General features: G+C 66.3%; 20 protein-coding genes and 1 tRNA gene. 8 read left to right on the top strand and 13 right to left on the bottom strand.

The genetic code is table 11. The features are described 5' to 3' along the window. The first annotated feature begins 79 nt into the window (after nt 1-79). Nucleotides 80-682, top strand: a complete 603-nt coding sequence (locus MXF70_RS06735) for a TIGR00296 family protein (protein ID WP_248518233.1) — start codon at nt 80-82, stop codon at nt 680-682. 68 nt (nt 683-750) lie between these two features. Here the strand turns inward: MXF70_RS06735 and rocF are convergent, their stop codons facing one another. The 6 genes from rocF to MXF70_RS06705 all read right to left on the bottom strand — a co-directional run bounded on the left by rocF (nt 751) and on the right by MXF70_RS06705 (nt 9,962). Further along, on the bottom strand, nt 751-1,659 hold the full coding sequence (gene rocF, locus MXF70_RS06730; RefSeq protein WP_248518232.1) for an arginase: 909 nt from the start codon (nt 1,657-1,659) through the stop codon (nt 751-753). Between the two features lie 124 nt (nt 1,660-1,783). Beyond that, nucleotides 1,784-3,391: a PKD domain-containing protein gene (locus tag MXF70_RS06725; RefSeq protein ID WP_248518231.1), complete on the bottom strand. Its 1,608-nt coding sequence runs from the start codon at nt 3,389-3,391 to the stop codon at nt 1,784-1,786. 159 nt (nt 3,392-3,550) lie between these two features. Next, a complete protein-coding gene (locus tag MXF70_RS06720) occupies nt 3,551-5,749 on the bottom strand; it encodes a glycosyl hydrolase family 18 protein (protein ID WP_248518230.1) in 2,199 nt (732 codons plus the stop codon). A 458-nt stretch (nt 5,750-6,207) separates the two neighbouring features. Next, nucleotides 6,208-8,289 (bottom strand): AMP-dependent synthetase/ligase, encoded by a 2,082-nt coding sequence (locus MXF70_RS06715; RefSeq protein WP_248518229.1) that lies wholly within the window; start codon nt 8,287-8,289, stop codon nt 6,208-6,210. A 132-nt stretch (nt 8,290-8,421) separates the two neighbouring features. Next, a complete protein-coding gene (locus tag MXF70_RS06710; protein ID WP_248518228.1) occupies nt 8,422-8,937 on the bottom strand; it encodes a PUA domain-containing protein in 516 nt (171 codons plus the stop codon). A 98-nt stretch (nt 8,938-9,035) separates the two neighbouring features. Continuing rightward, nucleotides 9,036-9,962, bottom strand: coding sequence for a mechanosensitive ion channel family protein (locus MXF70_RS06705; RefSeq protein ID WP_248518227.1), 927 nt, complete (start codon nt 9,960-9,962; stop codon nt 9,036-9,038). Nucleotides 9,963-10,083: 121 nt separating this feature from the next. Here MXF70_RS06705 and MXF70_RS06700 point away from each other — a divergent pair, with 121 nt between their 5' ends. After that, entirely contained in the window at nt 10,084-10,794 is a 711-nt protein-coding gene (locus tag MXF70_RS06700) for a hypothetical protein (protein WP_248518226.1), read from the top strand. 203 nt (nt 10,795-10,997) lie between these two features. Here the strand turns inward: MXF70_RS06700 and MXF70_RS06695 are convergent, their stop codons facing one another. Both MXF70_RS06695 and MXF70_RS06690 read right to left on the bottom strand, forming a co-directional pair. Continuing rightward, entirely contained in the window at nt 10,998-11,636 is a 639-nt protein-coding gene (locus MXF70_RS06695) for a hypothetical protein (protein ID WP_248518225.1), read from the bottom strand. A gap of 207 nt (nt 11,637-11,843) precedes the next feature. Then, complete coding sequence (locus MXF70_RS06690; RefSeq protein ID WP_248518224.1) at nt 11,844-12,437, bottom strand: helix-turn-helix transcriptional regulator; 594 nt, start codon at nt 12,435-12,437, stop codon at nt 11,844-11,846. Between the two features lie 145 nt (nt 12,438-12,582). Between MXF70_RS06690 and MXF70_RS06685 the strand changes: the two genes are divergently transcribed. The 4 genes from MXF70_RS06685 (at nt 12,583) to MXF70_RS06670 (ending at nt 15,450) form a co-directional block, all read left to right on the top strand. After that, the gene (locus MXF70_RS06685) at nt 12,583-13,227 is read left to right on the top strand and encodes a hypothetical protein (protein WP_248518223.1); all 645 of its coding nucleotides are present in this window, start codon (nt 12,583-12,585) and stop codon (nt 13,225-13,227) included. Between the two features lie 181 nt (nt 13,228-13,408). Next, nucleotides 13,409-13,492 (top strand) — tRNA-Ser (locus MXF70_RS06680). Nucleotides 13,493-14,078: 586 nt separating this feature from the next. Next, a complete protein-coding gene (locus tag MXF70_RS06675; RefSeq protein WP_248518222.1) occupies nt 14,079-14,555 on the top strand; it encodes a redoxin domain-containing protein in 477 nt (158 codons plus the stop codon). A 76-nt stretch (nt 14,556-14,631) separates the two neighbouring features. After that, entirely contained in the window at nt 14,632-15,450 is an 819-nt protein-coding gene (locus MXF70_RS06670) for an HD domain-containing protein (RefSeq protein WP_248518221.1), read from the top strand. Nucleotides 15,451-15,492: 42 nt separating this feature from the next. Here the strand turns inward: MXF70_RS06670 and MXF70_RS06665 are convergent, their stop codons facing one another. The 4 genes from MXF70_RS06665 to MXF70_RS06650 all read right to left on the bottom strand — a co-directional run bounded on the left by MXF70_RS06665 (nt 15,493) and on the right by MXF70_RS06650 (nt 18,139). Then, on the bottom strand, nt 15,493-15,726 hold the full coding sequence (locus MXF70_RS06665) for a helix-turn-helix domain-containing protein (protein WP_248518220.1): 234 nt from the start codon (nt 15,724-15,726) through the stop codon (nt 15,493-15,495). A 582-nt stretch (nt 15,727-16,308) separates the two neighbouring features. Further along, entirely contained in the window at nt 16,309-16,797 is a 489-nt protein-coding gene (locus MXF70_RS06660; protein WP_248518219.1) for a 50S ribosomal protein L11, read from the bottom strand. Nucleotides 16,798-16,959: 162 nt separating this feature from the next. Continuing rightward, nucleotides 16,960-17,322 carry a DUF7344 domain-containing protein gene (locus MXF70_RS06655; RefSeq protein WP_248518218.1) on the bottom strand — a complete coding sequence of 121 codons (363 nt, stop codon included), beginning with the start codon at nt 17,320-17,322 and terminating at the stop codon, nt 16,960-16,962. A 118-nt stretch (nt 17,323-17,440) separates the two neighbouring features. Further along, a complete protein-coding gene (locus MXF70_RS06650) occupies nt 17,441-18,139 on the bottom strand; it encodes a helix-turn-helix domain-containing protein (protein WP_248518217.1) in 699 nt (232 codons plus the stop codon). A 214-nt stretch (nt 18,140-18,353) separates the two neighbouring features. Between MXF70_RS06650 and MXF70_RS06645 the strand changes: the two genes are divergently transcribed. Then, nucleotides 18,354-18,548: a hypothetical protein gene (locus tag MXF70_RS06645; RefSeq protein WP_248518216.1), complete on the top strand. Its 195-nt coding sequence runs from the start codon at nt 18,354-18,356 to the stop codon at nt 18,546-18,548. 103 nt (nt 18,549-18,651) lie between these two features. Next, nucleotides 18,652-20,079, top strand: coding sequence for an FAD-dependent oxidoreductase (locus MXF70_RS06640; RefSeq protein ID WP_248518215.1), 1,428 nt, complete (start codon nt 18,652-18,654; stop codon nt 20,077-20,079). Nucleotides 20,080-20,209: 130 nt separating this feature from the next. Here MXF70_RS06640 and MXF70_RS06635 read toward each other — a convergent pair whose 3' ends face one another. Then, nucleotides 20,210-20,398: an HEWD family protein gene (locus tag MXF70_RS06635; protein WP_248518214.1), complete on the bottom strand. Its 189-nt coding sequence runs from the start codon at nt 20,396-20,398 to the stop codon at nt 20,210-20,212. Between the last annotated feature and the right edge of the window lie 143 nt (nt 20,399-20,541).

Below are 20,541 nucleotides of genomic sequence, written 5' to 3'. Positions count from 1 at the left end.
GATCCAGCCCGTTACTGCCGCGTCAGCGAGCACGATCAGAAGGGACACCTTGAAGGGCGATTCTCCCTTGGGGAAGTGTATGGCAGACGCCCAGACCGTCGATCTCACCTACGAGGACGGGGCACGGGCGGTGGAGCTCGCCCGAGAGGCCGTGGAACTCTACGTCCAGAACGGACAGCGAGAACAGCCCGGCAGCATGCGCGACGCCTTCTACCAGCGAACCGGCGCGTTCGTTCGCCTGGAATCGACCCGAGGCCGCGGCAGCCTGCGTGGCTGCGCCGGCGGCTACGAGGCCAGCGAGCGCCTCGGTCACGTGATCGTCGACGCCGCCATCGAGGCAGCCTCCGGCGACTCCGCAGGCTCGGAGGTTTCCCCGCCCGAGCTCTCGAATCTCACCGTCTCCGTCTGTGCGGTCACGAACGTCCTGCTCACGGACGACCCACTCGCCGACCTCGAACTCGGCTCCCACGGCGTCGCGGTCGACGCCGGCGCAGAGCACGGCTGGCTCTACCCGACGGTGCCCCTCCAGCAGCGCTGGACCGAGGAGGAGTACCTCTCGCGAACCTGCCGGAAAGCAGGGCTCCCGCCGAACGCCTGGCAGCAGGAGGACGTCGTCGTCACGCTGTTCGAGGGAGAAGTCTTCCGCGAGCGCGAAGCAGAGGGCAGCGTCGAGCAGCTGTAATTTCGGCTGGTTTCTCCACCGCGTCTCCGTCGCCGTGTCGTCTGCACACTCAGATCGGCGAGGCGCGCCTATAGAATCCGCTCGCCGAGCGCGCTCGCGACGAGTTCGCAGGCCAGCTCGGCGGTCTCGTTGTGCGAGTCCAGGACAGGGTTGACCTCCACGACTTCGAGCGACCGCGTCGGCACGTCGGCAGAAGCGACCTGTTCGAGTGCGGCGTGGGCCTCGCGATAGGTCACGCCGCCACGCTCGGGCGTCCCGACGCCGGGCGCCTCCTTGGGATCGAGCCAGTCCATGTCGAGGCTGACGTGGAGCCCGTCCGCCCCCGCACTGGCAGCACCGACCGCATCTTCGACGACGTCGACGATTCCGCGCTCGTCGATGTCGGACATCGAGTACGCCGAGACCGGAGAGTCGTGAATCGCCGCCCGTTCGGGCGGATCGAGATTGCGGAGCCCCACGAGCGCGATGCGTTCGGGATCGAGTCCAGAGGCCTGCGCCCAGGGCAAGTCGGCGAACTCGTCGTGGCCGAGTGCAGCGGCCAGGGGCATCCCGTGGACGTTGCCGGAGGGCGACGTCGACGGCGTGTTGAAATCGCCGTGGGCGTCGAACCAGACGACCCCGATATCGGCCTCGCGAGCCGCACCGGCCATCGAGCCGATGGCGATCGAGTGGTCGCCACCGAGCACGAGCGGGAGATCACCGTCGGCACAGACGCCGGCTACGACGTCGGCGAGCCGCTCGGAGACGTCTTGGATCTCCGAGAGGAACTTCGCGCGATCCTGCATCGGAGCGCGATCGGGATCGGTGCTCTCCGCACGGACGACCGAGAGGTCCCCGTCGTCGACGCACTGTTCGTTTGCACGCGCGATCGCGTCGGCGAGGCCGGCGTAGCGGATCGCCGAGGGGCCCATGTCGACGCCGCGTCGGTTCGCGCCGTAGTCCGTCGGCACCCCGAGGATCCGCACCGATCTGTTCATGTCGTTCGTGTAGTTTTCGGTGGGTCGTGATAGTGGTTGGTGACTGCATCGCGCCAGCAGCCACTGGACGAGAGAAGCGTCGGCGAAAACTCCGCGCCGTGAATCCGGTGACGGTGCAGCGCCGCTACTGCACGTCGTTGTAGATTTCGGAGAACGCGTAGGGGTCCTGCTGGACGCCGCTACAGGTCGGCGACACGGTGCCGGTCGCGCAGCTGCCGTTGTCGCGATCGATCGACCAGAAGGAGACGAGCCCGACGCCCTTGTTCTGGACGAAGGAGGCGACCTCCTGTGCGTCGGCCAGATTGTGCGGGCCCCCGGCGTTGTTCTCGCCGATCATGGGCGTGAGCCCGAGCATGCTCCAGGCCTCGTCGCTGGAGAGGCCCGAGAAGATGGATTGCAGGTCCGAGTGGGTGCCGTTGGCGGAGTCCTTGACCGTGCTCGCGCTGGGCTCGACCCACCCGTAGTTCATCGTCATGATGTTGACGTACTGCAGGTCCACGCCGTGGTCGCGGGCGCTCTCGACGACGTAGGTGCCGTGGCTGGTGAGGCCGGTCGTCCGGCAGCGAAGCGTGTAGGACACTTTCAGCTCCGGGCGCTCGGACTGCAACTCGGCGAGCGCCTGATTCCGGCGGTCGACGGCGTCCTGGTTCACGGACTCGATGTCGAAATCGAGGTGGGTGACGCCGTAGGTGTCCATCACCGTCTCGTACTCGGATTTGATCGCCGAGATGTCGGTAGCGTCCTGGGCGATCATCGTCCCGACCGCGCCGCCGAAGGAGACGATCACCTCGCCGCCAGCGTCCTGATAGGACTGGATCTCCGAAGCCAGTCCGAAGTCGCCGACGAGCTGGTCGGGGGCACCGTCCCACGCCGCGTTCCCGTTGCCGTCCGAGAGGACGAACGCGAGGGTGAACGCGTCGTTGTCGGCCTGGCTGTAGTGATCGACCAGACTCGTCCCCGGCTGGGTCGTCATGTGCTTGTACGGCGCGAAGGTCGTCACGCCCGAACCGCCGGGATCGGTCTCGACGGACACCGTCCGCGAGTTCGTGTTCGTCGCGCCGTCGTCGTCGGTGACGGTGAGGGAGACGGTGTAGTCGCCGGCGGAGTCGAAGCTGTGCGTGACGGATTCGCCGCTGGCGGTGGAGCCGTCACCAAACTCCCACTCGTAGCCGGCGATCGAGCCGTCCGCGTCCGAGGAGTCGGCCGCGTCGAACGTCGCCGATTCACCGGGTTCCGGCGAGTACGGAGAGACGGTGAAGGAGGCGTTGGGCGACTCGTTGCCGCCACCGCCACCGTCGCTACAGTCGCCCTGCCGCGACCAGACGTTCGCGTCGCGGCTCGGCTCCGTGCCCTGGGTCCACCACTGCGCCTCCCAGAGTGCGCCGTCGTGCGTGACGCGATCACCACCGGAGTAGGTCGCGGCCGAGTCCCAGGCTGGGACGCCGCTGCAGTCTCCGCCGCCACCGCCGCCACCTCCGCCCCCGTCGCCGTCGCAGCTGCCGTCCTTCGTCCAGACGGACTTGCTGTCGTCGGGCGTCTCGCCCTTGGTCCACCACTCGGCGGTGAACAGGTCGCCGTCGTAGGTGACCTGGTCGCCACCGTCGTAGGCAGTGTCCGAGTCCCACTCGGGAACACCACTGCAGTCCGCTGCCGATGCTGTTACACTCGCGCCGACCGCCAGCGCGGAGAGTGCCGATGCCTTCCGTAGGACGCTTCGTCTGTTGAGATCCATGTGTCGGACTGATCGTATCGTAGTCGCTGTGTGCGCTGTCTGTCACGCCTATCTGCAGCCGTCCCGACGCAGACCTGTCGACGAGCGGGAGCGTGCGGCGTGGCAGTGCTCCCACACGCCGGGTCTGCGCCGTGGGCTTGCCGTCTGGTCGACGCTGCGTTAGAGCAGGCCGTTGCTGAGCTCGTCGAGCAAGTGGTGCTCGACGGTGTCGTGTGAGAGCGCCCAGATCATCGTGCCGCCGTAGTCGCTGTTCGCCAGCCAGTTCGCCCGCTGTTGGACCGAATCGGGCGTCGGGTGGCTGATCATCAGCGAATCGCTCTGGTTGTAGCTCCAGGTCGCCATCGCCGTATCGTCGTAGGAGGTCGTCCACGCCGACGAGGAGAGGTCGACCTGGCCGGTCGCACGGGCTGTGCCGACCGTCGAGAGGTCCCAGTAGTCGTAGATACCACTCGCCGACGTATCCGGCGGGAAGCTGCCCTCTCCGGTGCCGCTGAAGCTCTGGAACAGGCCGTCGTCCGTCCCGTTCCCCAGCCCGTTACTCGGCGGCTCGACGCTGGCGAAGCTGCGGCCGTAGAACGGCGTCGCGATGTTCAGCTGACTTGCGTCCCAGCCCTTGTCGACGTACCAGGACACGCCGGAGGAGACGTTGAACGTCGACGCCTTGCTCGATGGGTCGTTGGGGTTCTGGAACAGCGGCGACGCGTGGCCCGTGTAGTCGCTGAAGCCGCCGCGCATGTCGAAGGTCATGACGGACACGAAGTCGAAGAGGTTCGAGAGCGTGCCGTGGTCCAGCCCCTCGGCCTTCGCGCCGCCGGAGACCATCGCGGCGGTGAGTTTGTACTCCCGACCGTCCTCCTCGCCAGCCGCGTCGAGGGCGTCGCGACAGGCCTGGATGAGCTTCGTGAAGCGCTCCTGGTCGCCCTCGCGGACGGTGTTGTCGGGATGGCCGCCACCGCCGGGGTACTCCCAGTCGATGTCGACGCCATCGACGCCCGCCTCGCGGACGATCCGCACGCACTCCTCGGCGAACGTCTGCCGACTCGACTCGTTTAGCGCGACGTCCGAGAAGTTCTCGGAGTCGCTCCAGCCGCCGATCGAGATCAGGCAGGTGACGTCCGTGTTCGAGGAGATGTCGCCGAACGTCGTGATGTCGTCGTGCCAGGACTGGGGGAATAGGTATTTCTGGGCGCTGGTTCCGCCGAGCCCGGAGATCGTCCCGTCGGATTCGGGCCGCATGAACGCGTACTGCAGGTGCGTGACCTGATCCGTCGGGATGTCACCGGGGACGTACTCGCGATCGTACTGGGCCCACTGCATCCAGTAGCCGACGATGCGGTTGTCGGTGGTGCCGCCTCCACCGCCGGAGTCGACGGTCACCGTCGTCGAGTTCGTATCGGTCGCGCCGTCGTCGTCGGTGACGGTGAGCGTGACCGTGTAGTCCCCGGCAGACCCGAAGCTGTGCGTCACGGATTCGCCGCTGGCGGTGGAGCCGTCGCCAAAGTCCCACTCGTAGCCGGCGATCGAGCCATCAGAGTCCGCGGAGTCGGCCGCGTCGAACGTCGCCGATTCGTCCGTCTCGGGCGAGGCCGGCGAGACGGTGAACGACGCGTTCGGTGCGGTGTTGGAGTCGCCGTCCGACACGGAGATGGTCTGGGACGCTGAACCAGTCGCGCCGTCGTCGTCGGTGACCGTCAGGGTCACCGTGAAGTCGCCCGCCGAGCCGTAACTGTGCGAGACTGACTGGCCCGAGGCCGAGGCTCCGTCTCCGAACGCCCACTCGTAGGATGCGATCGATCCGTCCGAGTCAGAGGAACCGCTCGCGTCGAAGCCGACGTTCTGTCCCGGGTCGGGCGTTGTGGCGTCCGTCGTGAACGACGCAGTCGGTGCGTTGTTCTGGTCGCCGTTGCCACCGTCACAGGCGCCCTCGAGCGTCCAGACGTTCTCGCTCTCAGCCGGTTGCGTGCCCTGCGTCCACCACTCGGCCGTCCAGAGCGAGCCGTCGTAGGTCACCTGGTCGCCGCCGGTATAGGCTGCGCTGGCATCGTAGGCAGGGACGCCCGAACAGTTGGCGCCGCTTCCGTCGTCACCACCACCACCGCTACCGTCGTCGCCGCCGTTACAGGCTCCCTCCTTCGTCCAGACGTCTTTGCTGCCGTCGGGTTCGCTCCCCTTGGTCCACCACTCGGCGGTGAAGAGATCGCCGTCGAACGTTACCTGATCGCCGCCGCTATAAGCAGTGTTGGCGTCCCACTCCGAGACCCCGCTACAGTCCGCCGCTGCTGCCGTCGCGCTCGCGCCGACCGCGAGCGCCGACAGTGCCGATGCTTTGCGTAGGATGCTGCGTCGTGTTGGGTTCATGTGTTGGTGTTCTCCGCTGGCCGTGCTGCCCGCCGTTCGATCGCACGAGCGCCGACGTCACCGTCGTGCTGCGACCCCACAGCCACTCGATCCCCCGTCCGCACCCCTCGCCGACGCGCCGTCACCTGAACGGCCGCCGGCGTGGTGTGGTACCGCATCGCATCAGTGTCGTCACCAAGCATGTCACACAGAAACATAGGATAAAATTCCTTCGGTAACCAATCACATATAAAATATAATTTTTCTACGATTGCCAGTAAATTTCTGTCCCCGAGCCTCCCGTGGGTTCGGTTGTCCCACTCCCGATACGCTCAAATCGTGGCGGTAGCTCGCCTGTCAACTCAATGATGCCATTCCGTGTTACCGATGGCACTGCATTCGGCGAAGGGAGCGAAACTGCGACACCGGAATATGACAGGTAAAGTAGCTATTGGCAGCCCGGTCAGCTCGCCCGACGTCTACGCGTCCTCGTAGAGCCCCTCGACGGCTCGCTCGTAGCGGGAGAGAATCTTCCGTCGCTTCTTCTTCATCGTCGGCGTCAGCAGGTCGTTGTCCTCGGTGAACTCCTCGGGGACGATCACGAACTGCTTGATCGTCTCGTAGGACTCGAAGTTCTCGTTGACCCGATCGACTTCCGTCTGGAGCCGCTCGCGGACGGCCTCGTGCTCGGCGAGCGCTTCGGGGTCCTCGGGAAGATCGATCCCCTCCGCGTCGGCCCAACTGCGGAGGTTCTCGAGGTTCGGCACGAGCAGTGCGCCGACGAACTTCCGACTGTCCCCGACGATCATGCACTGCTCGACGACCTCGCTGGCCGCGAACCCGTCTTCGATCGGCCCCGGTGCGACGTTCTTGCCCGTCGAGAGCACGAGCAGCTGTTTGGCGCGCTCGCGGAACTCGACGTAGCCGTCGGGGCGCTGGTGGACGATGTCGCCGGTGCGGAACCACTTGCCGGACTGGGTCCACTCGTGACCGGACGCTGGCGTAGCACCGCCGGGCAGCTCGTCGACGAAGGCCTCCTCGGTCTCTTCGGGCTTGTTCCAGTACCCCTCGGAGACGTTCGGCCCCCTGACGAGAAGTTCGCCGACCTGGCCCTCGTCGTCGGGGAACTGCCCCTCGGGGACCACCGACTCGTCGACCCAGAGATCCTGACCGATCAGCGGCGGGCCGATCGTTCCCACCTTCGGCAGCTCGGGCGGGTTGACGGTGATGACCGGCGAGGTCTCCGTGAGCCCGTACCCCTCGAGAATCGGCATCCCCATACCGTGATAGAGCGAGCAGAGCTCGGCGGAGAGGCTCCCACCCCCGCTGAGCAGGAAGTCGATCTCGCCGCCCAGCGCGTCGTGTACTTTCGAGAAGACGAGTTTGTCCGCGATCGCCCGCTTGGCGCGCAGGACGACGCCCGCCGACTCGCCCGGCGTGGATTCGGCCTCGTGGTACGCCCGGCCGACCTCGACCGCCCACTCGAAGATCTGCTCCTTGCGCTCGGAGCTGGCGGCCTGCTCGCGGATCGCGTCGTAGATCTTCTCGTACACGCGGGGGACGCTCGTCGCGCTCGTCGGGCTGACGAGACCGAAGTCCTCCCGGAGCGTGTCCGGCGATTCGGCGTAGGCGACGCTCCCGCCGGCCGCGAAGATGACGAAGTGGCCGGAGAGGCGCTCGAACACGTGCGCGAGCGGGAGATACGAGACCGTCCGCGTGTCGGTATCGAGCGACGGCACCTCCTTGTCCGGGCGATCGCCGTAGCGGGAGAGCACCTGGTTGACGTTCGAGCGGAAGTTCCAGTGGCTCAGCTGGACGCCCTTGGGCTGGCCGGTCGTCCCCGAGGTGTAGATGAGACTGCAGAGGTCGTCGACGTCGCGCTCGGCGATCCAGGACTCGTAGGTTTCGGGGCGGAACGTCTCGGCGCCGCGGTCGTGGACCTCCGCGAGCGTGTAGACGTCGTCGCGCTCGCGGTGGACGGCCTCTGCGTCGAACGCAGCGTCGTCGGCCTCGGCCGCAGACGCCTGGGCGCCGCCGTCGGTCGCGACGCCCGAGCCAGGGCGATCCATCTGCACGATGAACTCGAGGTCGAGGTCGTCCTCGACGGCAAGCACGCGTTCGAGATGCTCGTCGCCCTCGAGCACGACGCCCGTCGCGTCGGGATCGGCGAGCAGGTACTCGACCTGCCGTTGTGAGGAGGAGGGGTAGACCGTCGTCACGACGCCGCCAGCGCCGAGCACGCCGAAATCCATCTGTGCCCACTCCATCCGGGTGTGCGCGTAGATGGCGACTCGGTCACCCGCCTCCACGCCGAGATCCCGCAGCCCCGCCGCGAGGTTGTGGACGACGTCGCGCATCTCGTCGTAGGAAATCGATCGAAACTCGCCCTCTGGCGCCGCCGGCATGACCGTCTCCGTGAGCGTCCGGTCGTAGACGCCTCCCTTGTATCGCTGGGCCGGTCGGTGTTCGTTCCGTTCGGCCGTCTCCTCGAACAGCTCCGGAATCGTGTTCTCCCCGACGCCCGGTCCATCGTACGTTCGTTCTGCCTCCCGCCAGTCCATGTCACGAACGATCGTTGGGGTCCGGCATAAAGTCTCGTGAACAGGTGACACGGCGGCCGCGGTTGCTGTCGTCACTGCGAGGACGTGCCCACTGCCGCACGCGGCGATCGAGTCCGTCGACGGTCCCGGAACTCAGTCGCCGGCACCGTGGCGGACGAACACGGCGACGCCAGTGTCGAAATCCGCCATGGCGTCGGGAGAGAGCTCCGCACGGCCGACGCCGAGTACCTGGGGGCCGCTCCCGTCGTCGTAGACGACCACGGCGTCGTCACCGGGGCGGAGCTCGGGATCGACCGACTGCACGAACTTCGCGAACGCGTTCCGGCCGTCGCGAACGAACTCGACGCTCTCTTCCCCCACCACGACGCGATGACGCGGCGCTTCGAGCCCTTCGACGATCCGGCGACCGCCTTCGACGGAGAGCACGAACCGGCCGTTCGTCTCCATCGTAAACAGCCGAGCGCCGTCGTCGAAACACTGCTCGACCCGGCCCGATGCGGTGCGGGTGACCGTCACCGACCCGACGTCGTCGCTCCCACGCTCACCGACGTTGGGGAATAGCGCCGCCGCCCCACCGCGGCCGAACTGGAAGTTCGCCACGCGCCGGAGCCGATCCAGATCCTCGGGTGACGGCGGCTCGTCGTCCATCGAGGTCGGGTTTGCGTCCGCCCGGCGAAAGCCCTTCGCTCCGCGCGTGGCCGGTTCGGAGCTTCCACCGCCGACCGATCCGCCTGTCAGCGCCCGCATCAGTCGACGTCGGCGATCTCGATCCGGCCCTCGAGGTCGCGCTTCTCGGTGGGAGCGACGGTGATTCCAGCGTCGTCGAAGCGGCGCTTGACCGCGCGTGCGTACGCCGACCGGACCGCCAGAACGTCGTTTCGATCGGGATCGTCGATCCAGAAGTGAACGCGCGCGACGAGTCCGTCGCCCCCGAACTCGTCGAGGTAGGCCCGCGGATCGGGCGCGTCGAGACTGCCATCCACGTCTTCGACCGCCGCCTCGAGCTGCTGGAGGGCAGCCGCCAGATCGTCGTCGTAGGAGACCTCGACGCGCTCGACGATCTGGAAACGGCCGTGGCCGAACGGACGGGTGATCGCCTGGTCCGTCAGAACGTCGTTGGGGACCGTCACCAGTTCGCCGTCGGGGGTCTGTACTCGTGTGACGCGGAGGGTGATCGATCGAATCGTGCCCTCGCCGCCCTCCCACGCGACGTAGTCGCCGACGTTGAACTCGGGGTCGATCACGAGCACTGTGCCGCTGACCAGCGATCCGATCACCGACTGGGCGGCGACGCCCAGCGCGAGCGTCGCGGCCGCGACGACGAGTGCGGAGTCGGTGAGAAACCCCGTGAACCCCGTCGACGCGAACCCGACGTACACCGCCACGACGAGGACCGCAAGCTGGAGGTATCGCGAGATCGCCTCCTCGAGAGTCGCATTGTTGCGGTTTCGACGGCCGACGATCCGACGGGCCGCAGGGACGAGGAGAAACCAGCCCGGGAGTGCGACGAGCAGGAATCCGGCACAGAACCACGCCGCGGTGACCAGGAGCGGCCATTCGTCGACGAGTGCCGCGGCGCCGACGTCAGTCAGTGAGTTCGCGAGGCCGAGAACGATCCCGGGCGCGTGGGAGACGCCCAGCGCATCGACGAGGACCGTGGAAGGGAGTGCCATGGTGCAGACAAAAACGGTTTCCGGCGGCAAAAGCCCGGCCGTCAGCCCGGTGCGTTCGAGCGACTCGGCGTCCAGTTCACGAGTCTCAACGTTGAAGGCCGTCCGCGACCGATCCGCGGCCATGACAGTCGTCGCGCTGTTGGCCGAGCCGCCGCGTCCGGGGCACGTTCTGACCGATCTCGTCGATGCAGACGTCTGCACCGCCGAGGCGGCCGCGGAGCTCTACGCCGCCATGATCCAGGACACGGCAGTCGCGATCACCCGCAGCGGCGGCGAACTTCTGGTGAACTATCCGCCAGCGGAGGACTACGCGGACGACGTCGATCCCGAGGCCGCCCTGCAAGAGGTCGTCGCCGAGGTCCGCGACGACGTCGAGGACGTCCGGTTCGAGGTGCAGGTCGGCTCCACCGAGTCTGCGCGCGTCGGCAACACGATCACCCACCTGCTACAGGAGGAGGGCGTCGACACCGCGGCGCTGCTCCGGCCCGAGGCACCGCTCGCGGGACGCACGGCGATCGACGCCGCGGCGATGAAGCTCCGGAGCGATCCGGTGGTCGTCGGCCCGGCACCCGGCGGACGCGTCTACTACGCCGGCTTCGGCGAGCCGATCGACTTCGAGGGCGCGCTCGCACAGCCGGCGGTGGAGACGATCACCGACCGAGCCGCGGACGCCGGCCTCGGCACGAACTTCGAGGCGATGCAGCCGCTCCTCCAGACGGCCGACGACGTCGAGGACCTCCTGCCGATGCTCCGCGCGCGGATGCGAGGCGGCGGGCTGGTGCCCGAAGCGACGGCGGAGGTCGTCGAGGAGATCGGGCTCGGCGCGGTGTGAGGCTGCGGTCTACGGACCGATGTGTCTCCGCCAGGCGGTACCACGTCTCCTCAGATTCGCCCAGGTGTTCGCGTTGCTCGCGCGTTCGGGCGCTCCGTGGAGCGGAGTGTGAAAAATGGAAAACGGCGTGCGTCCCGACGCGATCGGCGGCCGGGACGACAGAGGAGCGTGTATCGCTAACGGAGTCAGACCAGCCGATCGATCTACGGGAACTCGATAGAGCTACCGTCGCTGACGAGGGTGAGGTTCGACACGTCGTACTCGGCCGTGATTAGCTCGTCGGCGGTGACGTCGATTGCCTCGTCATTCTCGGCCGGCTCGTCGTTCGCAGCCGCCTCCTCGGAAGGCGTTCCCTCGGAGAAGTCGATGGAACCGCCGTCCTCGATCATCACCGTGTTGTCGCCGGTCAGTTCGACGTCCATCGAGGTCGTCTCGTCCGCGGAGAGGGGCTCCCGCACGTCGGTGAACGTGTCCGAGCCGACGTAGTAGGTTCCGGAGACGCGAATCTGGCCCGGCTCGTCAGCAGGAGAGACGGAGATCGCCACGCGATCCTCGTCGGCGTCCGGGGCCCAGAGGTCGAAGTGGACGGACTCGCCGTCCGCGAAGTAGCTCCGGAGCTCATCGTCCGCCCACGCGGCCTGGATCGCAGCCTCGACGTCCTCGTCGGTCAGCACGTCGTGGCGGTCCGTAACCTCGACCGTGTAATCGTCGGGAAGGGTGTGTTCTGTCGCCGGTTCGTCAGAGTCGTGGACTGCTGGGCTCGCGCCCGTCGCAGCCGCCACGCCGCTCGTGAGCAGCGCGAGGGCTGCCACGAGGGCGAGCGCAACTTGCGTCGTTCTCATCGTTGGATGTTCCGAGAGCGGCCGGCAGCGGGCCCACGTACGGTGGAGGGCCGATGGGGACCGGTCCGTCGACGGCAGAGACGGCGGGGTCCTACGGGCACCACCACCGGCGCGCTCTCGAATATACCCAGGATGAAAGACCAGATAGTGTTTGATTGAGAACGTGTTCCGGAACAGCTTTCGAACGCGTTTCCGCCGGAGTACGCGTCAGGTCAGCACGACGACGTTGCCCATCCCCCGCCGCTTGCGTTCGAGGAGCTGCTTGCGCTCGAGGGCGTCGAGCGTCCGACTGACTGTCGCCTTCGAGAGGTCGGTCTCTTCGACGACGTCGCGCTGCGGGAGCTTCCCCTCGGCCTCGACGACGGCGCCGTACACGGCCGCCTGGTTGCCCTGGAGCCCATCGAGCGTCGACTCCCACGCTGCCGGATCGGGAGACCGTTGGGCTGGCGCCCCGTGGGAGCCGCTTCCATCGCCGACCGCAGTATTCCGGGACCCCATGGGAGACGGGACGGCGTCCGAGCCCGTCGCGCTGGTGCGCTCGGATCGCTGGCCGCGGCGCTCGCTGGCGGGGCTCACCAGGAGGTAGGCGCCGCTGGCCCCGGCGAGGACCGACGCCGCGACGATCGTGCCGACGTCGGAGTAGGTGAAGTACTGCCCCAGCTCGTCGGTCTGGGCGCCGTTCTCGCCGACGGAGACGACGACGGGCGTGGGGTTGATCAGCTGGACGGCGAGGACGAGCGTGGCGGCGACGAACGCGACCGCCGCCACGAGTCGCTTACCGCGGAGGGCCGGCGGATCCATACAGAACCCTATACCGAGTCCTCGTTTAATGCGTAACGCTCCACCGCCGCCCTCAGTGCCTGAAACGGCCGAGAAACGCGTTTGAAACGCCTTCCGAACGCGTTTCAACGCAAGGTTGATCCGGCCTTTCACCCAAATTACGTTCATGATCGACGCGTTTCGCTCCCGGGCCGCCCTCCTCGTCTGCTGTGCAGCGATCGGCGTCGGGCTCGCACTCGCCGGCAGTGCCGTCGGCGCGACGGGATCGATCGCCTCGTCGGGGTCGAGCCCCTCCTTCGTCGTTGCCGAGGACACCGTCACCTACCAGGACGGTGGCGAGCGCACTACCGTCGTCGCGAACGTAACCGAGGCAGACCGCATCGAGTTCGAAGAAGTCGACGACGGCCAGTTCCGCGTCACGACGGAGCAATCCCATCCCTTGAGCGCCGACGAGCGTGACGCCGCGATCGAGATCGCCCAGTCGAACGCGAGCTTCCAGCGCGCCCTCGGGAAGGTGGACGACCCCGAACTGGCAGTCGAACCAATTCGGAAGCTGCAGGTCAACGACGCGATCAACATGACTACCTCCACAGCAGCCGCGAGCGCGATCACCGAGAACGCGACCGCCGAGACGTTCACCATCGAGAGCGAGGGCGACGACGGCACGGTGACCGTCGATCGCGAACCCGAGTACGTCGAGAACGAGGCAGACGTGAGAATACAGGACGACAGTGGGAACACGGAGTTCTCCGTGGTGGTCGACCTCCAGAACGAGACCGTCGTCGACGGCATCGACTGGGACGACGGCTGACGGCCGGGAACGATACCTTCAACTTTCGCGTCCTCGTTCATCCTACTGACCCCCGAGAACGCTGCTCACAGCTGATTCGGACCGATTCACGTTAGGTTCGTTAATGGCGGAGTCGATCATTGGGCTTCACCGTTTGAGGCCCAAAATCGCCAGACTGCGACGGGGTCGAACACGTCAACTCGGTGGGGTGGCAGAGCGGCCCAACGCGCCTGCCTTGAGAGCAGGTGTCCTCACGGACTCATGGGTTCAAATCCCATCCCCACCGTATTCCGCTCGAACGAACACGGCGAGCGAAGCGAGCCGTCTGTGAGAGCGGAGTTCGGCGGGGGATTTGAAGTAGACGAGTCGCAGCCCCGGAACGGCCGAACGAAGTGAGGCCGCATGCCCGGACCGTCTCGGCGTAGTTCAAATCCCATCCCCACCGTATTCCGCTCGAACGAAATCGGCGAGCGTAGCGAGCCGTCTGTGAGAGCGGAGTTCGGCGGTGGGATTTGATCCCTGCAAGCGCAGCCCGGGAAGCGACCGTAGGGAGCGACCCGGAACGTCTTGCTCTGGTTCAAATCCCGTCCCCACGGTGCAACTTCACTTTGCTCGTTCAGCGATCCTCGCCTCACTGCGTTCGGCGAGACACCGTCAGACTCGCTTCGCTCGACTGACGAGCCCTGCCTCGCTCCGCTCGCTCACCAGGGCACCGTGCAACTTCACTTTGCTCGTTCAGCGATCCTCGCCTCACTGCGTTCGGCGAGACACCGTCAGACTCGCTTCGCTCGACTGACGAGCCCTGCCTCGCTCCGCTCGGCAGGACGCCGCTCTCGAAACCCCCTTCCGACGCAACCCACAACCCATACTCGATGCCAACAGACGGCGACACTGTTCCCGATTTCACGGCACCGCTCGCGACCGGCGACGTCGAGACGTTCTCGCTCACCGAGGCGCTCGAAGACGGCCCGGTCGTGCTCGCCTTCTTCCCGGGCGCGTTCACGAGCGTCTGCAGCCACGAGATCAACGCCTTCGACGACCGGCTCGGCGAGTTCGAGGCCGCCGGTGCGCAGGTCGTCGGCGTCAGCCGGGACTCGCCGTTCTCGCTGAACGCGTTTCGCGACGATCTCGGCGTCGACGTCGATCTCGCGAGCGACCTGAACCGCGAAATCGTCGACGAGTATGGTATTCCGATGGACTTCGAGGAGCTGGGCGTCGAGGGCGTCGCCAAGCGTTCGGTGTTCGTCGTCGACTCCGACGGCGAGGTCGCCTACGAGTGGGTGTCGGACGATCCCGGCGTGGAGCCCGACTACGACGAGGTCCTCGCAGCGGTCGAAGCGCTGGACTGACCGGCAACGATTCGACCGACTCCGCCCGGATTCGGGCGGTCGCTGCTCTCTTGTGCGTGCCCGCCGTCCGTCCTGTATGAGCGACCAGGCAGCCACCGGAAACGGTGGCCACGTCTACGATCCCGACGCCGAGCACGCCTTCCCCGACGGGCGCGTCAACGAGGTGCTGGCTCTACTGGACTCCGACGAGGAGGTGCAGGCGTATCTCGAAGCCCAGAACGTCAACCCAGTCAAACGCAAGCGGTACAACGACCACGGAACCAAACACATCGAGATCGTCCGCAACCGCGCGCTCTGTCTCTACGATCTGCTGAAAGAGGCCGGTGTCGCGTTCAACGGCGCCGCCGATCAGGGGCTCGAGGAGGCCGACGAAGCGGTGATCGTCGCGCTCGCGGCGACCCTCCACGACATCGGCCACGTCGTGCATCGCGACGAACATCCCTACTACTCGATCCCGCTGGCTGCTGATCTCCTCGACCAGATTCTCCCGCAGTTCTACGACGTCGGCGACGCCGTTCGCGTCAAGGGCGAGACGCTCCACGCGATCCTCTGTCATCACACCGAGGAGGAGCCACTGACGCTGGAGGCGGGCGTCATCCGCGTCGCGGACGCGCTGGACATGGAACGCGGGCGCTCGCGGATTCCCTACGAGACCGGCGGCCGCGGCATCAACACGATCTCCAGTCAGGCGATCAAGCAGGTGTCGCTCAGACGCGGCGACGATGCCGCCGTCATGGTGGAAATCCAGATGACAAACGCCGCCGGCGTCTACCAGGTCGACAATCTGCTGAAGTCGAAGCTCCAGGACTCGGGACTGGAGGAGTACGTTCGCATCGTCGCGATCAACGGCGGGGAGGACGAAGACGACCCGCTGGTCGAGCGCATCGAACTGTAGCGGCGTCGGTCGACGAAGGAGCGCCCAGACGAGACTGCGGTGTCAGGCTGGCGTGTAGATCGACCCGCTGCCATCGCGGTCGACCTCCACGACACCGGTCTCGACGAGCGAGTCCAGCACGCCGTAGAGCGTGATTCGGGGCTCGCCGAGTCGGTCCTGCAGTTCGGCGACGGACGCCCGCCCCTGCTCGGCCAGCGAGAGGTAGACCAGTTTGGCTGTCGGCGACTCGATCTCGGATCGCAACGCGCCCTGCGACTCGGATTCCACGACTGCCATCACTACTCCCGTCGACAGCTTCGACGATATTAAAACTCCTGCACGTCGATCGTCGAAAATCGCAGCAGGCGGCGCGACGAGTCGCCAATTCTTCTCTGCAACAAGGGTCCCAGCCGACGGCAAACCGCAAGCGAGCACCGCGTTCGACGGAACACGAGCGCAATTGTACCGATCGTCGAACTGCGTACGGACGGTCTCCGCCAGCTATCGATAGTGACTGGCAGGGTTCCCCGTGGTTCGCACCCAGCGAGCGACGCCCGTCGTTCGCATCGACGGCTCGCTTCGCTCACCGTCGCAGCGAAACACCGAAATCCTCCATCCAGTCGGATTTCGTGCGTTGCTTCGGACGATCGCTCCGCTCGCGTCCTCAGCAACACTCCGAAAATCTCGCGTCGCTCTTCTGAAGAATCTTCGCTTCGTCAGCGGCTGTGCAGCCGCTTCCTCAGCGAAACACCGAAAAATCTCGCGTCGCTCGATTTTTCGAGCGTTTGCAGAAGATCCTCGCTACGCTGCGGCTTCGTCGGCGAAAACACCGAAAACTCTCTGTGGTCGTTTTCGAGCGTGTGCGTCGTCGCCGGCGGCTTACGCCGCCGCCTCCTCCGCAAACACGTCGTCGTACTCGCCGTCGTCGATCTGCTGCTTGAACTCTCGCGGGTTCTCGCCCTCGATCGTGACGCCCAGCGACGTGCAGGTCCCGACGACCTCCTTCGAGGCGTTCTTGAGATCGTACGCGAGCAGGTCGGGGAGCTTCTGCTCTGCAATCTGCTTGACCTGGTCGACGGAGATGTCGGCGACGAACTCGGACTGCGGCGTGCCCGAGCCGGTCTCGAAGCCAGCCTCGTCCTTGACGAGCTCGGCCGTCGGCGGGACGCCGACCTCGATCTCGAAGGAGCCGTCGTCGTCGTACTCGACGGTGACGGGGACTTCGGTGCCGTCGAAGGCCTCTGTCTGGTCGTTGATCTCCTGCACGACCGCCTGCACGTCGACCGGCGTCGGGCCGAGCTCCGGCCCGAGCGGCGGTCCCGGATTCGCCTGGCCGCCAGGGACCAGTACGTCGATAGTTCCAGCCATGCACGGGAAAACCGGCCTCCGGGAGTTAAGGGTTGCTTTTCGAGATTGAGGTGACTGGGTGTGCACAGACATGCTCTTTCCGTGGGGGCGGCGGGGAGCGGGAAGATTCAGTGATCACCCGAACGGATGGGCTCCGTCCGTAATGGGTCAGGGAGAACGGTTTCAGGGCCACTCGACGGGGAGATCGTGCTCGTTGTCGCGGAGCAGCTCCAGCACGGGTTTGATCTCGGCCCAGTTCGGCCCCTTGACGACGGTTCCCTCGTCACGGTTCCATTCGACGTAGCCGCTCGACTCGAGTTTCGGGAGATGCGTGTGGTGGAGCCCGATCCGTTTCGCCTCAACGTCCTGGTCGCGCCCGGCCGGGAGATCGGCAGACGACTTGGGGGATGGACCGCCTGCGGCCGAGGCACCGATATGCTCTGAGATCGAGACCGGATTTGCCTCTAGCACGCCAGCGAGTAGCTCGCGCCGATCGGGATGCCCGATGGCGTCGGCGATATCGTCGAACGTACCGCTCGAGGTCATAGCCACCTTTTGTACCGGCAGGGGTTACTCTTCGCGCATGGAGCACAAGGGTGTTAATGACACCCCAGGTGAGCCATGGTAGGGAGCCCGAGAGAGAGGTACTGCAGGACCCCTCGAATCACTCTGCTGCCGTATCGCCGATGCGCGTGAGCTCCGCCGTCTCGCTCTCTTCCTCCATGGCGGCGAGCGTGTTCTCGACGAGGGTGACGATCGCCCGACGAAGCCGCTCCGTCACGGCCTGATCGGAGATGCCTAGCTCGTCCGCGAGGTCCTGCGTCGACATCCGTCGTGGGATGGAGTAGTAGCCGCCGTCGACGGCGAGCAAGATCGCGTCACGCTGGGCGACAGTCAGTCCGTACCACATCCCGGCGCTGGGTTTCGTCGGGTTGTAGATGCGGTTCACCGTCAGGCCGATGTGGGCGTTCGAACAGAACTCCTGAAACTCGTTGAGTCCCTCGTGGGTCGGAAAGCGGATCTCGAACTCCCAGACGTTCGAGCCGCCCGTCGCACCGAGAATATGCGCCTCCGTCTCGAGAATGCCCTGGAAGAAGACGTCGCGAGCGACGTTCCAGTCCAGAGAGTACAGGAGGGTGTCTTCGTGTCGCGATATCTCTTCGATCCCCTCGACGGACGGATGGTCGCGGACGGTCTCCTCGAAGGTCTGCCGGACGTCCTCGCTGATCGAGAAGAACGGCACCGCCTTCTCGCCGAGCGGAACCATGTTCTCGAGCTCCAGGGTAGTCCCGGATTCCATCTCGAGGATCCGACCGAGTTCGAACGATTCGGCCGGAATCTCGAGGTGCGCGATGACGGCCATTGGTCTCGATACTAGTTCGGGCTCGACGCGGGTAAATATGGGCAGCATGGTGTGTCAACCCGCCGTCCGAAGCATGGCACACCATGTTTAGCGGCAGGTCTTTCAGGGTGGCGCGCCAGTAACGAATTGGACCGAATATCCTGGACGGAGATCGACCTGCCGGGCGGACGATGGTCGGCTGCTCTTCGAGTCGAGGCCAGCCGGCCCGCAACCCATGACAGACGACCCACTCTCCGACGTCTCGGTCGCGGACAGCGACGAATTCGAATCGGCACTTGGAGCACTTCTCGAGCAGGCGGTGGCGGCGAGGGTCGACGTTCGCGGTGCCTGGGAGTTCCAGACCAACGGCACACGCACCGACTGGGAAGTCGAGATCGTCGAACTCGCAAGAGAGCTCAACGAAGAGTAGCCAGCAGACCTGGGTAGTGGTACCACGCATGCCCGTCCCTGGCGCTCGGGCGCGATCGTACCCAACCGGAGACCTTTGAGGATCGCCCCCGACGTATGTCTCAATGACCGACCCATACGTGATCGTCGGTGGTGACGCTGCCGGGCTCTCCGCCGCCAGCAAGTGTCGGCGTGAGGACCCCGATCAAGACGTGATCGTCTTCGAGCGTGGAAACTGGATCTCCTACGCTCACTGCGGGACCCCGTACTTCGTCAAAGGCGACGTCGACCAGCTCACGGACCTCCTCTCCCTCTCGCCCGCGGAAGCCGAGGAGCGGGGCATCGACCTCCGGCGGAACCACGAGGTCACTACCGTCGATCCAGCGTCTTCGACGGTGACCGTCGCTGGCCCCGACGGCGAGTTCGACCAGCCCTACGGCGAGCTCCTCGTCGCGACTGGTGCCCACGCCGTGAGGGGACCAATCCAGGGCGCTGCCCTCGACGGAGCCTTCTCACTGCACGGCATGCCGGACGCCGCCGCGATTCGGGCGATGCTCGCGGATCCCGACGCCTTCGCCGTCGAGGATCTCGGAGGCGGCCCGTTTCTGGACCCCGATCGCGCCGCGCACTTTGGCGCGATGGCACCACCGGAGACCGTCGCGATCGTCGGTGGCGGCTACGTCGGCGTGGAGATGGCAGAGGCGTTCGACGCGCACGGACTCGACGTCCACCTCTTCCAGCGCGGTGACGACCTCGTGCCTGCCTTCGGCGGCGCTGTCGCGGAGGCGGTTGCCGACGCCCTCCGTGCGAACGGCGTCACGCTCCACCTCGGCACCGAGGTCGATCGGCTCGCCGGCGAGGACGGTCGGCTGACCGAGCTTCACTGTGGCGACGGCAGCTCGCTCTCCATCGACGCCGCGCTCGTGGGGATCGGCATCGCTCCGAACGTGGAGCTCGTCGCCGACACCGCCGTCGAGCGTGGCGAATCAGGCGCGATCAGAACGAACGAGTACGGCGAGACCAGCGTCGAGGACGTCTACGCCGCCGGGGACTGCGCGACGATGCGACACGTCGTCACCGGCGAGCAGGACTGGGTGCCGCTGGGGCTGACCGCCAACCGTGCGGGCCGCGCCATCGGCTCGACGGTAGCCGGCGATCCGAGCACCGTCGGCGGTATCGCGGGCACGGCGATGCTCAAGGCGTTCGACCTGGAGTGTGGCCGCTCGGGAATCGTCGATCACGAGGCAGCGCGTGCTGCCGGCTTCGATCCGGTCACGGAGACGATCACTGCCGGCTCGCGCTCGGGCTACTACCCCGGCGCGAAAGAGACGGTCGTGTCGCTGACGGCCGATCGAGAGAGCGAGCAGTTGCTCGGTGGAACCATCGCCGGTGAGGATCGGGCTGCCGTCCGGATCGACACCATCGCGACGGCGCTCGAGGCCGGCATGACCGTCGACGACGTCGAACAGCTCGACCTCGGCTACGCACCCCCGTTTAGCCCGGTCTGGGATCCGGTGCTCGTCGCTGCGAAGGTGCTCAACGGATCGCTGTGAGTGGACGGAGTGGGGTGCGTCGTGAGTCTACGCCAGTTGGATGGTCAGTTTCGGCAGATGCGCGACTGGACGGGCACCGAGAAGAGACGCGCGACCGCGGATTGGAAAAAGGAACGACCGACCGCGACACTCAGCCATCGTCGATCGGCGTGAACTCGCCCGTAATGTCCCACTCGTGGATGCAGTAGGGATCACCGACCTGCTTCTCATCGCTCTCGTCGGAGGCGATCCGCCAGACGCGGTCGGACTCGTCCCAGTACTCCTCGCGGCCACAGCGCTCGCAGGTGCGATCCTCGGGGGTCCGGAGCCTCGTGCTCATAGGTGGTGATTCACACGGTCGGGCTTAAGCGTCTCGCCACGGTGACGTCACAGAGCCCAGGCGGGCGCGGCAATGGGTCGTCTGCGGGCCGATGCAACTCGCGACTGAGAGACCATCTCGCGGCGGTTTCAGTCCACCGACGG

The sequence above is a fragment of the Salinarchaeum laminariae genome, assembly GCF_023204835.1.
In the GTDB taxonomy this organism is placed as follows: domain Archaea; phylum Halobacteriota; class Halobacteria; order Halobacteriales; family Salinarchaeaceae; genus Salinarchaeum; species Salinarchaeum laminariae.
The sequence above is the reverse complement of the archived record's forward strand: the minus strand, read 5'-3'. Positions and strand labels throughout refer to the sequence as shown.